Source organism: Hydrogenophaga sp. UC242_53 (assembly GCF_042696965.1).
Taxonomy (GTDB): domain Bacteria; phylum Pseudomonadota; class Gammaproteobacteria; order Burkholderiales; family Burkholderiaceae_C; genus Hydrogenophaga.
This window is the reverse complement of the sequence record NZ_CP170552.1, coordinates 2,327,962-2,344,888: the sequence shown is the minus strand read 5'-3', so window position 1 is coordinate 2,344,888 and position 16,927 is coordinate 2,327,962. Positions and strand designations below refer to the sequence as shown.

Here is a 16,927-nt window from a genome sequence, read left to right as displayed (position 1 = left end):
GCTATTCGGAAAGGTGGGCGAGTGAAATGAACCGCGAAATGTTGATGCTGATCGATGCGATCTCCCGCGAGAAGAACGTCGAGCGCGACGTGGTGCTCGGCGCCGTGGAGCTCGCACTGGCCTCGGCCACCAAGAAACTCTACAAAGGCGATGTCGACATCCGCGTCGCGATGGACCCGGACACCGGCGCCTACGAAACTTTCCGCCGCTGGCTGGTCGTGCCCGATGAGGCCGGCCTGCAGAACCCGGATGCCGAAGAAATGCTCAGCGATGCGCGCGATGAACTCGCCGACATCGAGGAGGGCGACTACATCGAGAAGCCGGTGGAAAGCGTGCCGATCGGACGCATCGGCGCAATGGCCGCCAAGCAGGTGATCCTGCAGAAGATCCGCGACGCCGAGCGCGAGATGCTGCTCAACGACTTCATGTCGCGCGGCGACAAGATCTTCGTGGGCACCGTCAAGCGCATGGACAAGGGCGACCTGATCGTCGAGAGCGGCCGGGTTGAAGGCCGCCTCAAGCGCGGCGAGATGATCCCCAAGGAAAACTTCCGCACCGGCGACCGCGTGCGCGCCATGATCATGGAAGTGGACCTGACGCTGCGCGGCGCGCCCATCCTGCTGTCGCGCTCGGCACCTTCCTTCATGATCGAGCTCTTCCGCCAGGAAGTGCCCGAGATCGAGCAAGGCCTGCTGGAGATCAAGACCTGCGCCCGCGACCCGGGTTCGCGCGCCAAGATCGCCGTGCACAGCTTCGACAAGCGCATCGACCCCATCGGCACCTGCGTCGGTGTGCGCGGTTCGCGCGTCAACGGCGTGACCAACGAGCTCGCCGGCGAGCGCGTGGACATCGTGCTGTGGTCGGAAGACCCGGCGCAGTTCGTGATCGGCGCGCTGGCCCCGGCCAACGTGGTCTCTATCGTGGTGGACGAAGAGCGCCACGCGATGGACGTGGTGGTCGACGAGGAAAACCTCGCGATCGCGATCGGCCGTGGCGGCCAGAACGTGCGCCTGGCTTCGGAACTGACCGGCTGGCGCATCAACATCATGACCGCCGACGAATCGGCGCAAAAGCAGGCCGAAGAGGCCGACGGCATCCGCAAGGTGTTCATGGCCAAGCTGGACGTGGACCAGGAAATTGCCGACATCCTGATCGAGGAAGGTTTCACCAGCCTCGAGGAAGTGGCCTACGTGCCGCTGCAGGAAATGCTTGAGATCGAATCTTTCGACGAAGACACCGTCAACGAGTTGCGCACGCGCGCCAAGGACGCCCTGCTGACGATGGAAATCGCGCGGGAAGAAAGCGTCGAGGAAGTCTCGCAGGACCTGCGCGACCTCGAAGGCGTGACGCCCGAGCTGATCGCCAAGTTGGCCGACGCCGGTGTCCACACCCGCGACGAGCTGGCCGACCTGGCCGCCGACGAACTCACCGACATCACCGCACAGACGCCTGAAGAGGCCACGGCGCTGATCATGCTGGCACGCGCGCACTGGTTCACCGGTGACGAAGCGCAATCCACGAACTGACCAGCGGAGGCCCCAGCGGAGAAAAGAACCCATGACCAGTACCACCGTCGCCGAATTGGCTGCCGAGCTGAACAAGCCCACTTCCGTCCTGCTGGAGCAACTCACAGCAGCCGGAGTGCCCAAGACTTCCGGGACCGATGCGGTCACCGAATCCGACAAGCAGTCGCTGCTCGGCCACCTCAAGGCCAGCCACGGCACGGCGGGCGGTGAACGCAAGAAGATCACCCTCGTCAAGAAATCGACCTCCGAGATCAAGCAGGCCGATGCGACCGGGCGCGCCCGCACCATCCAGGTGGAAGTGCGCAAGAAGCGCACCTTCATCAAGCGCGACGACGAGGTCGCGGTGCCCGAGGCCGTGGCCGAAGCCGCGCCGGCCGCACCCGCGATCGACACCGAGGAACTGGCCCGGCGCGAGGAAGACGCGCGCCGCCAGGCCGAGTTGCTGCGCCGCCAGGAAGAAGAACTGACGCAGAAGCGCCAGGCCCGCGAGGCCGAGGAAGCCCGCCAGGCCAAGGCCGAGCAGGAGCGTGCCGCCGCGGCCGAAGCCGCTGAGGCGGCCGCGCGCGTCGCCGCCGAGGCCGCCGCGCCGGTGTCGGTGGACGAGGCTGCCGCCGCCAAGGCGAGCAAGGACGCCCAGGCCAAGACGGCTTCGCTGGAGCGCGAGTCCGCTGCCCGCGTGCTGGCCGACAAGAACGCCGAGGCCAAGAAGGCCGAGGAACTGCGCGCACAAGATTTGCTGGAGCGCCGCCGCAAGGCCGAGGCCGAAGCCGCGAACATCCGCGCGATGATGTCCGCTCCCGCCAGGACCCTGGTGGCGAAGAAGCCGGAGCCGGCGCCTGTCGCCGACCCGAAGGCGGGCATCAAGGGCACGCTGCACAAGCCAGCCGGCACGCCGGGCAAGGCACCCGCCACGGCCGGCGCCACGGCGGCCGCTCCGGGCGGTGCCGCGGGCAAGAAGGAAGTCAAGTCCGAGAACCTGTCCTCCACCTGGAAGGACGACGCGGCCAAGAAGAAGGAAATCAAGACCCGTGGCGACACCAGCGCCGGGCGTTCCAACTGGCGTGGCGGCCCGCGTGGCCGCCGCAACGACCGCGATTCGCGCGATGCCGGCCAGAGCAGCTTCGTGGCACCGACCGAGTTCAAGGTGATCGAAGTGCACGTGCCCGAGACCATCACCGTGGCCGAGCTCGCGCACAAGATGAGCCTGAAGTCGTCCGAGGTCATCAAGCAGTTGATGAAGCTGGGCCAGATGGTCACCATCAACCAGCCGCTGGATCAGGACACCGCCATGATCGTGGTGGAAGAGCTGGGTCACAAGGCCGTCGTGGCCGCGTTGGACGACCCCGAGGCCTTCACCGACGAGGAAGCCACGCAACAGGACGCCGAGGCCTTGCCTCGCGCGCCGGTGGTCACCGTCATGGGCCACGTCGACCACGGCAAGACCTCGCTGCTCGACTACATCCGCCGTGCGAAGGTGGCTGCGGGCGAAGCCGGCGGTATCACGCAGCACATTGGTGCGTACCACGTGGAAACCGAGCGCGGCATGATCTCGTTCCTCGACACCCCGGGCCACGAGGCGTTCACCGCCATGCGTGCCCGTGGTGCCCAGGCCACCGACATCGTGATCCTGGTCTGCGCGGCCGACGACGGCGTCATGCCGCAGACCAAGGAAGCCATCAAGCACGCGAAAGCGGCGGGTGTGCCGATGGTCGTGGCCTTGACCAAGATCGACAAGCCGGGCATCAACCTCGAGAAGGTGCGCTCGGAACTGATCGCCGAAGAAGTGGTGCCGGAAGAGTTTGGCGGTGACACGCCGTTCGTGGGCGTGTCGGCCAAGACCGGTGCGGGCGTGGACGCGCTGCTTGAACAGGTGCTGTTGCAGGCTGAAGTGCTGGAGCTCAAGGCGCCGGTGGACACCATCGCCAAGGGCCTGGTGATCGAAGCGCGCCTGGACAAGGGCCGCGGCGCGGTGGCCACGGTGCTGGTGCAGAGCGGCACGCTCAAGACCGGCGACGTGATCCTGGTCGGTCAGACCTCGGGCCGCGTGCGCGCCATGCTCGACGAGAACGGCAAGCCCATCAAGGCGGCCGGCCCGTCGATTCCGGTGGAAATCCAGGGCCTGTCCGAAGTGCCTCAGGCTGGCGACGACTTCATGGTGATGACCGACGAGCGCCGTGCGCGCGAAATCGCCACCTACCGCGCCGGCAAGTTCCGCAACACCAAGCTGGCCAAGCAACAGGCCGCCAAGCTGGAGAACATGTTCTCCGACATGACGGCGGGCGAGGTCAAGCTGCTGCCCATCATCGTCAAGGCCGATGTGCAGGGTTCGCAGGAAGCGCTGTCGGCCTCGCTGCTCAAGCTCTCGACCGAAGAGGTCAAGGTGCAGCTGGTGTTCGCCGGGGTCGGTGGCATCAGCGAATCGGACGTCAACCTGGCCATCGCCTCCAAGGCGGTGATCATCGGCTTCAACGTGCGTGCCGACGTGGGCGCGCGCAAGCTGGCCGAAGGCAACGACGTGGACCTGCGCTACTACAACATCATCTACGACGCCGTGGACGATCTGAAGGCGGCCATGTCCGGCATGCTGGCGCCCGAGAAGCGCGAAGAGGTCATCGGCTCGGCCGAGATCCGCACCGTGTTCGTGGCCTCCAAGATCGGCACGGTCGCTGGCTGTATGGTCACTTCCGGCATGGTCACCCGCAGCGCGCATTTCCGCCTGCTGCGCGACAACGTGGTGGTCTACACCGGCGAGATCGACACGCTCAAGCGCCTCAAGGACGATGTGCGCGAAGTCAAGGAAGGCTTCGAGTGCGGTATCAAGCTGAAGAACTACAACGACATCAAGGAAGGCGACCAGCTCGAATTCTTCGAAGTCAAGGAAGTGGCTCGCACGCTGTAAACCATGCCCCGCAAAGCATCATCCACCCCCAACCGCGGTTTCCGCGTGGCCGACCAGATCCAGCGGGATCTGGCCGAGCTGATCGCGCGCGAGCTCAAGGACCCGCGGGTGGGCATGGTCACGATCAATGCGGTGGAGGTCACGCCCGACTACGCGCACGCCAAGGTGTTCTTCAGCCTGTTGACCGGCAACCCCGATGAGACCCTGCAAGGCCTCAACGCGGCGGCCGGTTTCCTGCGCAATGGCCTGTTCAAGCGCCTGCACATCCACACCGTGCCGACGCTGCATTTCGTGTTCGACCGCACCACCGAGCGCGCGGCCGACATGAACGCCTTGATTTCCAAGGCCGTTTCTTCTCGTTCAAAGGAAGAATGAGCATGCACGCGCCACGCACACGGGTGCAGCGGCGCCCTGTGCATGGGGTGCTGCTGCTCGACAAACCGCTGGGTCTCTCCAGCAACCAGGCTTTGCAGAAGGCCAAGTGGTTGCTGCGCGCGGAAAAAGCGGGCCACACCGGCACGCTCGACCCGCTGGCCAGCGGGGTGTTGCCGCTGTGTTTCGGTGCCGCCACCAAATTCAGCCAGATCCACCTGGACGCGGACAAGACCTACGAGACCACCGTGCGCCTGGGCGTGAAGACCCGCACCGGCGATGCCGAGGGCGACGTCATCGAGTCGCGCCCCGTGACGTGCACGGCGGGGCAGGTGGTCGAGGTGCTCGACCGCTTCACCGGCCCCATTGCCCAGGTGCCGCCCATGCACAGTGCCTTGAAGAAGGATGGCAAGGCGCTCTACGAGTACGCGCGGGACGGCGAGACGGTGGAGCGCGAAGCGCGCCACGTCGTCATCCGCGATCTGGAGCTGCTGGACATGCAGCTGCAGGGCGAGGCCCCGCAATTGCGCCTGCGGGTGCGCTGCAGCAAGGGCACCTACATCCGCACCTTGGGTGAAGACATTGGCGAAGCCCTGGGTTGCGGCGGCCATCTCATCGCGCTGCGGCGCATCGCCACCGGCCCATTCGACGTCTCGCAGTGCATCGCACTGGATGCGCTGGAAGCCTTGAGCGAAGAGGACCGGCTGGCGCGGCTGCTGCCGGTGCAGTCCCTGCTGGAAGGTCATGACCCTGTCACGCTCGGCGCCGACGATGCCGGGCGCTTTCTCAGCGGCGTGCGCCGCCGGGGCGGGTGGGCTGACAGCGCCCGCGTGGCGGTCTTCGGTCCCGTGCCCCACACGACTTCCGACCCATCCTCCCTCCCATCTTCCGTGCTGCTGGGCAGTGCCCACACCCAGGCCGGGGAGTTGATCCCGGGGCGACTGCTGAGCCCCTCCGAAATACAGCAAATCCTGGAAACCTCACCGGAACTCACATCATGAGCAAACAAATCCGCAACATCGCCATCATTGCCCACGTTGACCATGGCAAGACCACCATGGTGGACCAACTGCTGCGCCAGTCGGGCACCTTCGCCGAGCACGAGAAGGTGGTCGACACGGTGATGGACAACAACGCCATCGAGCGCGAGCGCGGCATCACCATCCTGGCCAAGAACTGCGCGGTGAGCTGGGAAGGCACGCACATCAACATCGTCGACACCCCCGGCCACGCGGACTTCGGTGGTGAGGTGGAGCGCGCCCTGTCCATGGTGGACGGTGTGGTGCTGCTGATCGACGCGCAGGAAGGCCCGATGCCGCAGACGCGCTTCGTGACCAAGAAAGCGCTGGCCCTGGGCCTCAAGCCCATCGTGGTGGTCAACAAGGTGGACAAGCCGGGTGCCAACCCCGACAAGGTGATCAACGCCGCCTTCGACCTGTTCGACAAGCTGGGCGCCAACGACGAGCAGCTCGACTTCCCCGTGGTCTACGCCTCGGGCATCAACGGCTGGACCTCGCTGGTCGAGGGCGCGCCCGGCGAGCAGTGGGGCCCGGACATGTCGGCCCTGTTCAACACCGTGCTCAAGCACGTGCCGTCGCAGAAGGGTGACCCGAGCGCACCGCTGCAGCTGCAGATTTCCGCACTCGACTTCTCGACCTTCGTGGGCCGCATCGGCGTGGGCCGCGTCAGCGCCGGTATCGTCAAGCCCGGCATGGACGTGGCGGTGATGGAAGGCCCCGATGGCAAGACCATCAAGGGCCGCGTCAACCAGGTGCTGACCTTCCAGGGTCTGGACCGCGTGCAGGTGACCGAAGCCGGCCCGGGCGACATCGTGCTGATCAACGGCATTGCCGACATCGGCATCGGCGTGACCATCACCGACCCGCTCAACCCGGCGCCGCTGCCCATGCTCAAGATCGACGAGCCGACGCTGACCATGAACTTCTGCGTCAACACCAGCCCGCTGGCCGGCCGCGAAGGCAAGTACGTGACCAGCCGCCAGGTCTGGGACCGCCTGCAGAAGGAACTGCAAAGCAACGTCGCGCTGCGCGTCAAGGAAACCAGCGAAGACGGCATTTTCGAAGTGATGGGCCGGGGCGAACTGCACCTGACCATCCTGCTGGAGAACATGCGCCGCGAAGGCTACGAACTGGCCGTGTCCAAGCCGCGCGTGGTGTTCCGCGAGATCAACGGCGAGCGCCACGAGCCGATCGAAATGGTGACGGCCGACATCGAAGAGCAGCACCAGGGCGGCGTGATGCAGGCCCTGGGCGAGCGCAAGGGCGAGCTGGTGAACATGGAACCCGATGGCCGCGGCCGCGTGCGCCTGGAGTACCGCATCCCGGCCCGTGGCCTGATCGGTTTCACCAACGAGTTCCTGAACCTGACGCGCGGTTCGGGCCTGATCGCCAACATCTTCGACGGCTACGAGCCGCACAAGGGCGACATCGCCAGCCGCAAGAACGGCGTGCTGATCTCCATGGACGACGGTGAAATCTTCACCTACGCCCTGGGCAAGCTGGACGACCGCGGCCGCATGTTCGTGCGCGCTGGCGACCCGGTGTACGAAGGCATGATCGTCGGCATCCACAACCGCGACAACGACCTGGTGGTGAATGCCACGCGCACCAAGCAGCTGACCAACTTCCGTGTCAGCGGCAAGGAAGACGCGATCAAGATCACGCCGCCCATCGAGTGCACGCTGGAGTACGGCGTGGAGTTCATCGAGGACGACGAGCTGGTGGAGATCACGCCCAAGAGCATCCGCCTGCGCAAGCGCCACCTGAAGGAGCACGACCGCAAGCGCGCCAGCCGCGAAGGCTGATCGCTCCGCACAGGCCGTTGTCTCCCGGGACGCGGCCTTTTTTACGAACAGACCATGCCCTTTCGTGCCCTCAGTCGCCTGACGCACACCCAGGCGGTGTTCATGATGATCGTGGTGACCCTGATGTGGTCGATCGCGGGGGTGGTCTCGCGCCAGCTCGAATCGGCGGCGCGCTTCGAGGTCACGTTCTGGCGCAGCGCCTTCACCACGCTGTCGCTGCTGGTGATCCTGCCCTGGTGGCGCGCCGCCGACCGCGCGGCGGGGCAGATCGCCGACGACCCCGGGCAGGGAATGCTCGAGCGCCATTGGGGCGTGCTGGCGCGCTCCAAGGCGTTCTGGATTTCGGGCGTCTGCTGGAGCGTGATGTTCACCGCCTTCATGCTGGCGCTGACCTTCACCACCGTGGCGAACGTGCTCATCATCATGTCGGTGGGCCCGCTGTTCACCGCGCTGGTGGCGCGCGCGGTGCTCGGCCAGCGGCTCGCGCTGCGCACCTGGCTGGCCATCGTGGCGGCCGGCGCGGGCATCGTGTACATGTACGGCAGCCAGTTCCTGCAAGCCTTCAGCGACCCCGCCACGCAGACCGGTGGCCTGGTGGCCGGCTCGCTGGCGGCACTGTGCGTGCCGGTGGCCGCTGCCATCAACTGGACCGTGGTGCAACGCGGCCAGACCCATGGCGAAAAGATCGACCTCGTGCCCTCGGTGCTGCTGGGTGGCCTCCTGTCCTCGCTGGCGACGCTGCCCCTGGCGCTGCCATTCGAGGCCACGGGCACCGACGTGGCCTGGCTGGCCCTGCTTGGCCTGGTGCAGCTGGCCATTCCCTGCGCGCTGGCCGTTGTGTGCGCCCGTTCGCTCAAGGCGCCCGAGGTGTCGTTGCTCGCGCTGCTGGAGGTGATCTTCGGCATCCTGCTGGCCTGGGCCGGCGCGGGCGAAGTGCCCGGCCCGGAGGTGCTGACCGGCGGCTCGCTGGTCATTGGCGCGCTGGTGCTCAACGAACTGCTTGGCTGGCGTTCGCGCGCTGGCACCCCGCGTATCCAGACGGTGGACAAACAGCCACAATGATCGACTGACCGGAAGAACAAAGATGACTTCTCTGACACCCGAAACCCATGTCGTTGCCGAAATCCGGGGGCGCGTGGGCTGCATCACCCTGAACCGCCCCAAGGCCCTCAACGCGCTCTCGCTCGACATGCTTCGCAGCCTCACGCAGACCTTGCAGGCCTGGCGCGACGATGACGCGGTGCTCGCGGTGGTGGTGCGCGGGGTCAACAAGGAAGGCCCGTTCGGCGCGTTCTGCGCGGGCGGCGACATCCGCTTCTTCCACCAGGCGGCCCTGGCCGGTGATGCAGCGCTGGAAGACTTCTTCACCGAGGAGTACGCGCTCAACCACCTGATCCACACCTACCCCAAGCCCTACATCGCGCTGATGGACGGCATCGTGATGGGCGGTGGCATGGGCATCAGCCAGGGCGCGAGCCTGCGCATCGTCACCGAGCGCAGCAAGCTGGCCATGCCCGAAACCAACATCGGCCTGTTTCCTGATGTGGGCGGGGGCTACTTCCTGAGCCGCTGCGCGGGCCGCCTGGGCGAGTACCTGGCGCTCACGGGCCTGGTGCTGACCGGCCGCGAGGCCATCACGGCGGGCCTGGCCGATGGCTTCATCGACGCCGGCCGCTTGCCCGGCCTGTGGGCCTCGCTCGAGCGCACGCCGTTCGAAAACGGCGCGTCGGTGGAACGCTGGTGCACGAGCCACCTCAGCACCACCGCAGCGCCCGCCCCGTGGCCGGCGAAAGAGGTGGACCGGATCTTCGGCCTGCCCGATGTCCCGAAGATCATCGCCGCGCTCGAAGCGACCGACAGCGACTGGGCCCGCCAGACCGCCACCACCCTGCGCCAGCGCTCGCCCTTGATGCTGCACGTGGTGCTCGACCAGATCCGACGCGCGCGTGGCATGGGCCTGGCCGACGACCTGCGCATGGAGCGCGACATGGTGCATCGCTGTTTCCACCTGCGCCCCGGCGCCGCCAGCGAAACGGTGGAAGGCATCCGCGCCCTGGCGGTGGACAAGGACCATGCGCCTCGGTGGAACCCGGCCCGCATCGAAGACGTGACGCCAGCGGAGGTCGCGGCTTTCTTCGAGAGCCCCTGGCCGGTGGACGAGCACCCGCTGCGGCGGTTGGGCTGAGGCCGCAGCTTAGAGCTGGCGGTACACCGCCTCGGCCAAGGCCATGAGTGCGTCGCGGCTCAGCGGCCCACTCAGGGCGTAGCCGAACCCCTGGTCCACCCAGTAGAAGCCGGGCACCGGGCCCTCCTGCGCGAAGCGGAAGGCGGTTTCGCCGCTGGCCTCGGCAGGTTCCGTGGTGGGGGCGAGGGCGCCAAGATACAAGGTGATGCGCACGCCCTGGGCGTTCTGGAACATGAACTGCGCGCGCGCACCCACGTCGCCCGGCAGCAGGCGGCCACCCACGAGTTCGTAGCCCAAGGCATCGAGGCGCGGCACCTTGAGCGCCTTGCCGGTGCGGCGCGACAGCCATTGCACCAGGTGCTCCTGATCCACCGCGCCCACCTCCACAGGGTGCCGCTTCTCGGGGGAGTACACCGCGTGGGCGACCGATGCGTCGCGCGCGAAGGCGGGCAGGGTCGGCCAAGGGGGCAGAACCTGGCGCGGGCCCGCTCGGCCATTCGTGGTTCGACAAACGACCGACGCCGAAGGCCAGCACGATGCCGGCCGCCATGCCGCCCCAGCGCCACCAGCCTGACACGCGGGCCTGTGCATCGCTGGCGCGGTGCGCGGCTTCCCGCATGCCGGGCGGCACGGGTGCCTGCAGCAGGTCGGTATGCAACTGTCGGATGGCGTCGCGCTGGGTCTGCCAGTGGGCCAGGCGCTCGCGGCCGTGCGGATCGCCCTGCAGCCGTTGCAACAGCGCGTCCCGCTCGGCACCCTGCACCTCGCCATCGAGCAGGCGATTGATCTCGGCGTCGGTCAGCGGCTGGGTGAGGGGGGTGTCCATGGCTTTGCGGGCGGTGCTATTTCAGCCGCCTCAGATGGGGAAGAGCGTAGGCATCGGGCGGCACGCTCTGGGCCGCCGCGTTCATCAGCGCCTGCAGGCGGGTGCGGGCGCGCGAGAGCCGCGACATGACGGTGCCGATCGGGCTCCCGGTGATGCGGGCCACCTGCTCGTAGCTCATGTCCTCCAGGCTCACCAGCAGCAACACCACGCGCTGTTCTTCGGGCAGGCGCAGCAGGCAGCGCTGCAGGTCCATGGCCAGGTCCTGCGCGGCGTCGGGCGCCACCAGCTCGGCCGCCACGTCGTCCGGGTCCACCGGCAGGCCGCTGCCTTCGCGGCGTTGCACCCGGCGCAGGCCGCTGACGTGCAGGTTGTGCATGAGCGTGAAGAGCCAGGCCCGCAGATCCGTACCGGCCGTCCAGAGCCGCCACTTGGCGCAGGCCCGCTCCAGCGTGTCCTGCACCAGGTCATCGGCCGCCCAGGGGTCGCCGGTGAGCGCGCGCGCATAGCGGCGCAGACCGGGAATCTGGTCGATCAGCTCGGCGCGTCTCATGTCTCGGCGTGGCAGTGGCCGTGGTGGGCTGGGGGCGGCTCAGGGCTTGCGCGACGCGCCAGACGTTGTTGAAGCCGTCACCGGTCTTGTCGCCGGGCTTGGTGTCCTTGGCCCAGTAGTACAGCGGCTTGCCCTTCAGGGCCCACTGCTTCTGGCCGTCGTCGCGCGTGATGACGGTGTAGTCGCCGTTGCCCTTGTCGTTTCCACCGGCCATCAGCGGCGGCCAGTTGGTGGCGCAGGGCCCGTTGCAGACCGACTTGCCACTGCCCGCCACGTCGCGGTCGAAGGTGTAGAGGGTCATGCGGTTGGGGCCGACCAGCACGCCATCGCTGGCCATGGCAGGGGCCGGGGCGGACGACATCGAGGCGCAGCCACCCAGCAGGGCCGCTGCCAGGGTCAGGGGAATCAGGAATTTCATGGCGTTCTCCGTTGAAGGTATGGGCAGACAGGCTCTGCACAGGGATGAACGCCGGCTGTGGCGGGTTTATTCCCGCGCCACGAAAAAACCTCAGCGGCTGCGCGACTTCATCGCACGCTCGACCTCGCGCTTGCCTTCGCGGTCCTTGATGGTGTCGCGTTTGTCGTGTTCGGCCTTGCCCCTGCCCAGCGCGATCTCGCATTTCACCTTGCCGGTCTTCCAGTGCAGGTTCAACGGCACCAGGGCATAGCCCTTCTGTTCGACCTTGCCGACCAGGCGGCGGATCTGCTCCTTGTGCAGCAGCAGCTTCTTGGTCCGCACCGCGTCCGGGCTCACGTGGGAGGAGGCGGTGTGCAGCGGGTTGATCTGGCAGCCGATGAGGAACATCTCGCCCTCGCGGATCACCACATAACCGTCGGTGAGCTGCACCTTGCCCTCGCGCAGGGCCTTGACCTCCCAGCCTTCCAGCACCATGCCCGCTTCGAAGCGTTCTTCGATCGCGTAGTTGAAGAGCGCCTTGCGGTTCTCGGCGATGCGGCTGTCAACGCCTTTGGTGGAAGATTCTTTGCTGCTTTTGGTGGACATGAAGCGGAAGGTGCGGCCGTTTCAGGCCAATACAATGAGTTGGATTGTATGAAAACCATTCACAAGTCCGTTTTGCTCTGGCACAGCGCACACGAAATGTTCGCGCTGGTCACCGACATCGAGCGTTACCCCGAGTTCCTGCCCTGGTGCGATCAGGGCCAGGTGCTGGAAAAAAACGAGGCGGGCATGGTGGCCCGCGTGGGCATCGCCATCAGCGGCCTGCGCCAGAGCTTCACCACCCGCAACACGCACGAGGCCGACCGCAGGGTGCACATGGAGCTGGTCGACGGGCCATTCTCCCAGCTTGATGGCGTGTGGGAGTTCACCCCTCTGGGTGAGGGTGACCAGCGTGCCTGCAAGGTCGATTTCAAGCTGAGCTACGGCTTCGCCAGTTCGGCCCTGGCGGCCCTGGTCGGCCCGGTGTTCGACAAGATCGCCGGCAGCCTGGTGGACGCTTTCGTGAAGCGGGCCGACCAGGTGTACGGCGCGGACTGATCACCACCCCATGAAGATCACACTGATGCACGCTCCGGCACCCCGCGAGGTGGTGGAAGAGGTGCTCGATGTGCCCGAGGGGTGCACGCTGCGCCAGGCGCTCGATCAGGCGGGTTGGCTGCGGCGCTTTCCCGACATCGAGGCCGAACCGCTGGCGCTCGGCATCTGGGGGCGCAAGGCCGGTTGGGACCGGATGTTGCGCGAGGGTGATCGGGTGGAGGTGGTGCGTGGGTTGCGGGTGGACCCGAAGGTGGCGCGCCGCGAACGCTTCATGGGGCAGGGCGCGCGCTCCACGGGGCTGTTCGCCCGCCGGCGCCCGGGGTCGAAGGCCGGTTACTGAGGGCCGGACTTGGGCATCGGCCCGCAGTTGCCGCGCATCACGTCATCCAGCCGCTTGGCCTCGGCGGTGCGGGCCTTGTCGTCCATGATCTCGCGCTCGCCCTTGGCGTTGGTGGTGGCCAGGCGCACGCCGGAATCCAGGGTGGCCTTGGCCTGTTTGGCGCGGTTGCAACTCTCGGTGCGCGCCTGCGCGACGCGCTGCTCCTCGGCCTTCTGGCGAGCGGCCTCGGTCTGTTCGGTCTGTTTCTTCTTGGCCTCGAGTTCCTTGTCGACCGTGGGCAGTTGAGGGGCTGCCGCCTGAGGCGCCGCACCCGCGGGGGACGCTGCGCCGGTCTCGGTGCTGGCGGGCGCGACCGCGGCCGGCGCGGGCATCGGGGCGCTGCCGCCGCCGGGGCGCTTGAGGATGTTCTTGTCGGGCACGCTGGCGGGGGGCGCGGTGTCGCTGAACACCTTGCGATCACCTTCCTTCCAGACCCATTGCGCGGAGGCGATCGAGCAGGCCAGCAGCAGGAATCCCGCCGCCAGAGGGGCTCGCCAGGACGGCTTCGAAGGGCGTTTTTGAGGCATTGGCGGAGTTTAGCGGCGGGCCCCTGCGCGCATGGTGGCATCTGCGGTTTTATCGGCCACAAGCCGCAGGAGCGGTAGCTTTTCGAGCCTGAGCGGTACCCGGGGTGGGACGGGGTGTGCGGGTTTGCCCGAAGGTCGGCCGGCTACAATCGACGCTTTTGGAGCTTTACCCATGCGCCTCCTCGGCAAAGCGCTCACCTTCGACGACGTGTTGCTGGTGCCAGCGTACTCCCAGGTCCTGCCCAAGGACGCCTCGCTTGCCACCCAGTTCTCCCGCAACATCCAGCTGAACCTGCCCCTGGTCTCCGCGGCCATGGACACCGTCACCGAAGCCCGTCTGGCGATCGCGATCGCCCAGGAAGGCGGCATCGGCATCGTGCACAAGAACCTCACGGCGCAGGAACAGGCGGCCCACGTGGCCAAGGTCAAGCGCTACGAATCGGGCGTGCTGCGCGACCCGGTGGTGATTTCTCCCCAGACCACGATCCGCCAGGTCATGAAGCTCTCGGACGACCTGGGCGTCTCCGGCTTCCCGGTGGTCGACGCCGGCAAGGTGGTGGGCATCGTCACCGGCCGTGACCTGCGCTTCGAGACCCGCTACGACCTGCCGGTGAGCGAGATCATGACGCCGCGCGAGCGCCTGGTCACCATGCCCGACGGCACCACGCCCGCCGAGGCCAAGAAACTGCTCAACAAGCACAAGCTGGAACGCCTGCTGCTGGTGAACGACGCCTTCGAGCTCAAGGGCCTGATCACGGTGAAGGACATCACCAAGCAGCTCAACTTCCCCAACGCCGCGCGCGACGCCGCCGGCCGCCTGCGCGTGGGCGCGGCGGTGGGCGTGGGCGAGGGCACCGAGGAACGTGTGGAAGCGCTGGTCAAGGCCGGCGTGGACGCCATCGTGGTCGACACCGCCCACGGCCACAGCAAGGGCGTGCTCGACCGCGTGCGCTGGGTCAAGCAGAACTACCCGCAGATCGACGTGATCGGCGGCAACATCGCCACCGGCGCCGCCGCGCTGGCCCTGGTGGAAGCCGGTGCCGACGCGGTCAAGGTCGGCATCGGCCCGGGCTCGATCTGCACTACCCGCATCGTGGCCGGCGTGGGCGTGCCGCAGATCATGGCGATCGACAACGTGGCCACCGCGTTGCGGGGCACCGGCGTGCCGATGATCGCCGACGGCGGCATCCGCTACAGCGGTGACATCGCCAAGGCCATCGCGGCCGGCGCCAACACCGTGATGATGGGCGGCATGTTCGCCGGCACCGAAGAGGCGCCGGGCGAGATCGTGCTGTACCAGGGCCGCAGCTACAAGAGCTACCGAGGCATGGGCTCGATCGGCGCCATGCAGCAGGGCAGCGCCGACCGCTACTTCCAGGAAAGCAGCACCGGCAACCCCAATGCCGACAAGCTGGTGCCCGAGGGCATCGAAGGCCGTGTGCCCTACAAGGGCTCGGTGGTCTCCATCATCTTCCAGATGGCCGGCGGCCTGCGCGCGGCCATGGGCTACTGCGGTTGCCCGAGCATCGAGGACATGCGCGACAAGGCCGAATTCGTCGAGATCACCTCGGCCGGCATCCGCGAAAGCCACGTGCACGACGTGCAGATCACCAAGGAAGCCCCGAACTACCGGGCGGAGTGAAACCCACCGCCCAGCAGGCCGTCCAGCGAGACGGCCTTTTTCTTTTCTCGCCGCACCCACTTACACCCCATGCAGCACCAGAAAATCCTCATCCTCGATTTCGGTTCCCAGGTCACCCAGCTGATTGCCCGCCGCGTGCGCGAAGCCCACGTGTACTGCGAAGTGCACCCCTGCGACGTCAGCAGCGAGTGGGTGCGCGAGTTCGCCGCCGACGGCCAGCTCAAGGGCGTGATCCTCTCCGGCAGCCACGCCAGCGTGTACGAGGTGGACGACAAGGCGCCCGAGGCGGTGTACGAGCTGGGCATTCCCGTGCTGGGCATCTGCTACGGCATGCAGACCATGGCGCAGCAGCTGGGTGGCAAGGTGGAAGGCTCGCACACGCGCGAGTTCGGCTACGCCGAAGTGCGCGCCCGGGGCCACACGGCGCTGCTCAAGAACATCGCCGACTTCACCACCCCCGAAGGCCACGGCATGCTCAAGGTGTGGATGAGCCACGGCGACAAGGTCACCGAGCTGCCCCCGGGCTTCAAGCTCATGGCCAGCACGGCGAGCTGCCCGATCGCCGGCATGGCCGACGAGGAGCGCCGCTTCTACGCGGTGCAGTTCCACCCCGAGGTCACGCACACCGTGCAGGGCCGGGCGCTGCTGGAGCGCTTCGTGCTCGAGATCTGCGGCACCAACCCCGACTGGGTGATGCGCGACCACATCGCCGAGGCGGTGGAGAAAATCCGCCAGCAGGTGGGCGACGAAGAGGTCATTCTGGGCCTGTCCGGCGGCGTCGATTCCTCCGTGGCGGCTGCGCTGATCCACCGCGCCATCGGCGACCAGCTCACCTGCGTCTTCGTCGACCACGGCCTGCTGCGCCTGAACGAAGGGGACATGGTGATGGACATGTTCGTCGGCAAGCTGCACGCCAAGGTGATCCGGGTGGACGCGGCCGACCAGTTCCTCGGCCACCTCGCCGGCGTGAGCGATCCGGAGGCCAAGCGCAAGATCATCGGCCGCGAATTCGTCGAGGTGTTCAAGGCGGAAGCCGCCAAACTCATTTCAAGTGGTGCTTCAACAAAAGGCGCCAAGTGGTTGGCACAAGGCACTATTTACCCGGATGTGATCGAATCCGGTGGGGCCAAGAGCAAGAAGGCCGTGACCATCAAGAGCCACCACAACGTGGGTGGCCTGCCCGAGCAACTGGGCCTGAAACTGCTCGAACCCCTGCGCGACCTGTTCAAGGACGAGGTGCGCGAATTGGGCGTGGCGCTGGGCCTGCCGCACGACATGGTCTACCGCCACCCGTTCCCGGGGCCGGGCCTGGGCGTGCGCATCCTGGGCGAAGTCAAGAAGGATTACGCCGACCTGCTGCGCCGGGCCGACGCCATCTTCATCGAGGAACTGCGCTCCACCGTCGACCCGCACAGCGGCAAGACCTGGTACGAGCTCACCAGCCAGGCCTTCACCGTGTTCCTGCCGGTCAAGAGCGTGGGCGTGATGGGCGATGGCCGCACCTACGACTACGTGGTGGCGCTGCGCGCGGTGCAGACCAGCGACTTCATGACCGCCGACTGGGCCGAGCTGCCCTACGCGCTGCTCAAGAAGGTCAGCGGCCGCATCATCAACGAGGTGCGCGGCATCAACCGCGTGACCTACGACGTGAGCTCCAAACCGCCAGCGACCATCGAGTGGGAGTAAGCGTCGTCGCCAA

15 protein-coding genes and 1 pseudogene are annotated in these 16,927 nt (G+C 67.0%); 11 read left to right on the top strand and 5 right to left on the bottom strand.

All coding sequences use genetic code 11. From position 1 onward, the window contains the following. Positions 1-26 precede the first annotated feature (26 nt). Genes nusA through ACFJI0_RS11700 form a run of 7 tightly spaced genes read left to right on the top strand, consistent with a single transcriptional unit; the run spans position 27 to position 9,806 of the window. Positions 27-1,526: a transcription termination factor NusA gene (gene nusA, locus ACFJI0_RS11730; protein WP_382325094.1), complete on the top strand. Its 1,500-nt coding sequence runs from the start codon at positions 27-29 to the stop codon at positions 1,524-1,526. A gap of 31 nt (positions 1,527-1,557) precedes the next feature. Beyond that, positions 1,558-4,425 (top strand): translation initiation factor IF-2, encoded by a 2,868-nt coding sequence (gene infB, locus ACFJI0_RS11725; RefSeq protein ID WP_382325092.1) that lies wholly within the window; start codon positions 1,558-1,560, stop codon positions 4,423-4,425. Between the two features lie 3 nt (positions 4,426-4,428). Beyond that, positions 4,429-4,800 carry a 30S ribosome-binding factor RbfA gene (gene rbfA / locus ACFJI0_RS11720; RefSeq protein ID WP_291115695.1) on the top strand — a complete coding sequence of 124 codons (372 nt, stop codon included), beginning with the start codon at positions 4,429-4,431 and terminating at the stop codon, positions 4,798-4,800. A 2-nt stretch (positions 4,801-4,802) separates the two neighbouring features. Beyond that, positions 4,803-5,798, top strand: coding sequence for a tRNA pseudouridine(55) synthase TruB (gene truB / locus ACFJI0_RS11715; RefSeq protein ID WP_382325090.1), 996 nt, complete (start codon positions 4,803-4,805; stop codon positions 5,796-5,798). Then, a complete protein-coding gene (gene typA / locus ACFJI0_RS11710; protein ID WP_382157572.1) occupies positions 5,795-7,621 on the top strand; it encodes a translational GTPase TypA in 1,827 nt (608 codons plus the stop codon). The genes truB and typA overlap by 4 nt, the downstream gene beginning before the upstream one ends. Before the next feature lie 54 nt (positions 7,622-7,675). Next, positions 7,676-8,683 (top strand): DMT family transporter, encoded by a 1,008-nt coding sequence (locus tag ACFJI0_RS11705; protein ID WP_382325088.1) that lies wholly within the window; start codon positions 7,676-7,678, stop codon positions 8,681-8,683. 22 nt (positions 8,684-8,705) lie between these two features. Continuing rightward, entirely contained in the window at positions 8,706-9,806 is a 1,101-nt protein-coding gene (locus ACFJI0_RS11700) for an enoyl-CoA hydratase/isomerase family protein (RefSeq protein WP_382325086.1), read from the top strand. Between the two features lie 9 nt (positions 9,807-9,815). On the opposite strand, the gene ACFJI0_RS11695 is transcribed toward ACFJI0_RS11700, so the two are convergent. The 4 genes and pseudogenes from ACFJI0_RS11695 to smpB all read right to left on the bottom strand — a co-directional run bounded on the left by ACFJI0_RS11695 (position 9,816) and on the right by smpB (position 12,185). After that, positions 9,816-10,220, bottom strand: coding sequence for an anti-sigma factor family protein (locus tag ACFJI0_RS11695; protein WP_382325084.1), 405 nt, complete (start codon positions 10,218-10,220; stop codon positions 9,816-9,818). Positions 10,221-10,648: 428 nt separating this feature from the next. Further along, complete coding sequence (locus ACFJI0_RS11690) at positions 10,649-11,182, bottom strand: sigma-70 family RNA polymerase sigma factor (RefSeq protein ID WP_382325082.1); 534 nt, start codon at positions 11,180-11,182, stop codon at positions 10,649-10,651. 46 nt (positions 11,183-11,228) lie between these two features. Next, positions 11,229-11,600 (bottom strand): annotated as a pseudogene (locus ACFJI0_RS11685) (hypothetical protein); the annotation flags it as partial. 90 nt (positions 11,601-11,690) lie between these two features. Next, a complete protein-coding gene (smpB, locus tag ACFJI0_RS11680; RefSeq protein WP_382325080.1) occupies positions 11,691-12,185 on the bottom strand; it encodes an SsrA-binding protein SmpB in 495 nt (164 codons plus the stop codon). Between the two features lie 48 nt (positions 12,186-12,233). Between smpB and ACFJI0_RS11675 the strand changes: the two genes are divergently transcribed. Continuing rightward, complete coding sequence (locus ACFJI0_RS11675) at positions 12,234-12,680, top strand: type II toxin-antitoxin system RatA family toxin (RefSeq protein ID WP_382325078.1); 447 nt, start codon at positions 12,234-12,236, stop codon at positions 12,678-12,680. A gap of 10 nt (positions 12,681-12,690) precedes the next feature. After that, positions 12,691-13,020, top strand: coding sequence for an RnfH family protein (locus ACFJI0_RS11670; RefSeq protein ID WP_382325076.1), 330 nt, complete (start codon positions 12,691-12,693; stop codon positions 13,018-13,020). Here the strand turns inward: ACFJI0_RS11670 and ACFJI0_RS11665 are convergent. Beyond that, entirely contained in the window at positions 13,014-13,586 is a 573-nt protein-coding gene (locus ACFJI0_RS11665) for a DUF4124 domain-containing protein (RefSeq protein WP_382325074.1), read from the bottom strand. The two genes, ACFJI0_RS11670 and ACFJI0_RS11665, sit on opposite strands and share 7 nt — an antisense overlap. A gap of 172 nt (positions 13,587-13,758) precedes the next feature. Here ACFJI0_RS11665 and guaB point away from each other — a divergent pair, with 172 nt between their 5' ends. After that, positions 13,759-15,228, top strand: coding sequence for an IMP dehydrogenase (gene guaB, locus ACFJI0_RS11660; protein WP_291115661.1), 1,470 nt, complete (start codon positions 13,759-13,761; stop codon positions 15,226-15,228). Positions 15,229-15,297: 69 nt separating this feature from the next. Beyond that, entirely contained in the window at positions 15,298-16,914 is a 1,617-nt protein-coding gene (gene guaA, locus ACFJI0_RS11655; protein WP_382157590.1) for a glutamine-hydrolyzing GMP synthase, read from the top strand. Positions 16,915-16,927 lie beyond the last annotated feature (13 nt).

Coding starts and splice junctions, on each gene's coding strand:
- guaB (WP_291115661.1), top strand. CDS start 13,759: ATGCGCCTCCTCGGCAAAGCGCTCACCTTCGACGACGTGTTGCTGGTG.
- truB (WP_382325090.1), top strand. CDS start 4,803: ATGCACGCGCCACGCACACGGGTGCAGCGGCGCCCTGTGCATGGGGTG.
- ACFJI0_RS11670 (WP_382325076.1), top strand. CDS start 12,691: ATGAAGATCACACTGATGCACGCTCCGGCACCCCGCGAGGTGGTGGAA.
- smpB (WP_382325080.1), bottom strand. CDS start 12,185: ATGTCCACCAAAAGCAGCAAAGAATCTTCCACCAAAGGCGTTGACAGC.
- typA (WP_382157572.1), top strand. CDS start 5,795: ATGAGCAAACAAATCCGCAACATCGCCATCATTGCCCACGTTGACCAT.
- ACFJI0_RS11705 (WP_382325088.1), top strand. CDS start 7,676: ATGCCCTTTCGTGCCCTCAGTCGCCTGACGCACACCCAGGCGGTGTTC.
- rbfA (WP_291115695.1), top strand. CDS start 4,429: ATGCCCCGCAAAGCATCATCCACCCCCAACCGCGGTTTCCGCGTGGCC.
- nusA (WP_382325094.1), top strand. CDS start 27: ATGAACCGCGAAATGTTGATGCTGATCGATGCGATCTCCCGCGAGAAG.
- ACFJI0_RS11690 (WP_382325082.1), bottom strand. CDS start 11,182: ATGAGACGCGCCGAGCTGATCGACCAGATTCCCGGTCTGCGCCGCTAT.
- guaA (WP_382157590.1), top strand. CDS start 15,298: ATGCAGCACCAGAAAATCCTCATCCTCGATTTCGGTTCCCAGGTCACC.
- ACFJI0_RS11700 (WP_382325086.1), top strand. CDS start 8,706: ATGACTTCTCTGACACCCGAAACCCATGTCGTTGCCGAAATCCGGGGG.
- ACFJI0_RS11665 (WP_382325074.1), bottom strand. CDS start 13,586: ATGCCTCAAAAACGCCCTTCGAAGCCGTCCTGGCGAGCCCCTCTGGCG.
- infB (WP_382325092.1), top strand. CDS start 1,558: ATGACCAGTACCACCGTCGCCGAATTGGCTGCCGAGCTGAACAAGCCC.
- ACFJI0_RS11675 (WP_382325078.1), top strand. CDS start 12,234: ATGAAAACCATTCACAAGTCCGTTTTGCTCTGGCACAGCGCACACGAA.